This window comes from Acidovorax sp. KPB24-07 (genome assembly GCF_057543315.1).
On record NZ_BAAJYS010000547.1, the window covers coordinates 1 to 1,827 of the forward strand.

Below are 1,827 nucleotides of genomic sequence, written 5' to 3' on the forward strand. Positions count from 1 at the left end.
CATGGCGGGCAGCGTGGGCCAATTGCAGGCCGAGCGACAGGCCCAGGCAGCGGGCAACCCGCTCACCATCCGGCACTACCTGTGCGACCACCTGGGCACGCCGATCGGGCTGGTGGATGGCAACGGAGAGAAGGCCGGCGAGATCACCTGGGCGGCCAGCTACGGTGCCTGGGGAGATGTGCAGGAGGAATACAACCCGCACCGGATCGAGCAGAGCATCCGGCTGCAGGGCCAGCAGATCGATGCCGAGACCGGGCTGCATTACAACCGCTTCAGGTACTACGACCCTCACCTGGGGCAGTACATCACGCAGGATCCGATTGGATTGTCTGGCGGCGTGCATCCCAGTACCTATCCGGTCAATCCCGTTCAGTACATTGATCCGCTGGGTCTGTTCGAGTGGACCAATATCGAGATGCCGTCCCTTCCATCGTTCGATGGCAAAGGGGATACGGCAGTTTGCAGCTACTACGATGACATGGCGAAGAGCAAGCCCCAATGCAGTTATTACCCGGCCGGGGCACTGATATGCCGGGGCGAAAATATGAGTGTGAACGCGGTGGTCAAAACGGCCCTCGTCGCAGAGTCCGCCATCCAGGGAAAGTCGCTCAAGCAGTCCGAGGTTTTGACGAGCATCCGGGGGAAACTGGTCGCCTCGGACAAGGCGGCGCAGGCCGCTGGCAAGGTCGATCAAAACGGCTGTACGCAAGGCAATGAAATCGATGCGTACCACGACAAGGCCTTCACCGAATCCGGAGTCAGCAAAAACTTCTATGGCGGTAATTTGTGGCCCCAGGGTACATGGCCGAATCCTGTGCCCCTGGACCCCTCGGCATGGAAATACGACCCCAGGAGAATTTGGAATTGATGAAGAACCCGCGTCCCGAAGCATTGCAGGCCCCTTCGAAATGGATGGCTTACGCGTGTTGGATTCCATTCGCCGTTCTGGGCTTGGGCATCCTCGTGTTCTTTCTGTCGATGGTTGCATCGGCCTTTCAGGAACTGCTGCCCAAATGGGTGGCCGCCCATGATTATTTGCCCAAGGCGATGGCCTATCTGCTGCTGGGCGCCCACGTCCTTCTGACTTCGGGCCTGGCTTTTCTCGTCTTCATCCTGTTTTTCATCAGGAACAAGCAGCCGCTGCACGGGTTTTATGTGGGGATGTTTTTTCTCCTTTATTTTCCCTTGCGGGTGTTTTTCATCTTTATGGTGATGCCGCTTTTCCCGCTGTGGTTGGTCCTGGAATGCGGGGAAATATGGGTGCTGAAAAAGATCTATCGCAAATTCCCGCAGCGGCTGGCACCCCCCTGACGGGAATCGGCCGTCGCAGCGACGCTTGCCGCCGTGATCGGCCGAGTCGGCGGCGCCCTCACTGCGGCAGGATGCCCGGCAGCAGCGGCCGGTCCAGCCGCTGGCTCCACCATTTGAGCGCCTCGCCCATGTGCTCGGGTTTCCAGGCGAGCCAGAAGGTCTCGTCGGGGCGGGGTTCCTCCACCGGCAGCTCCACCAGCACCCCCGTCTCCAGCTCCACCCGGATGCACGCGCGCGGCAGGAAGCCGTGGCCCAGGCCCGCCGCCTGGCAGGCGATCTTGGCCTGCATCGACGGCACGGTGATGCGGCGCTGGCCCGACTGCAGACCCACGGTGCGGTCGGTGAGCGACCGCGCGCCGTCGCCCACCACCACGGCGGTGTGGTCCAGCAGGTCGCTGCGGGTGATCGGGCGCTGCAGCTGCGCCAGCGGGTGCGTGGCCGTCACGCAGAACACGAACGCCAGGCTGCCCACGGCCACCGCCTTGTAGCCGCCGCCGGCCGGGCCTTCGCCCGCCG

General features: G+C 62.6%; 3 protein-coding genes. 2 read left to right on the plus strand and 1 reads right to left on the minus strand.

Going from position 1 to position 1,827, the window contains the following annotated elements:
* Together AC27IQ_RS23660 and AC27IQ_RS23665 are read left to right on the plus strand one after the other, a co-directional pair.
* Positions 1-868: RHS repeat-associated core domain-containing protein (locus AC27IQ_RS23660; protein ID WP_487091017.1), on the plus strand; the 868-nt coding region annotated here is incomplete at its 5' end.
* A complete protein-coding gene (locus AC27IQ_RS23665; protein ID WP_487091018.1) occupies positions 868-1,311 on the plus strand; it encodes a hypothetical protein in 444 nt (147 codons plus the stop codon). The genes AC27IQ_RS23660 and AC27IQ_RS23665, both read left to right, overlap by 1 nt.
* 58 nt (positions 1,312-1,369) lie before the next feature.
* Here the strand turns inward: AC27IQ_RS23665 and AC27IQ_RS23670 are convergent.
* Positions 1,370-1,827: LysR substrate-binding domain-containing protein (locus AC27IQ_RS23670; protein WP_487091019.1), on the minus strand; the 458-nt coding region annotated here is incomplete at its 5' end.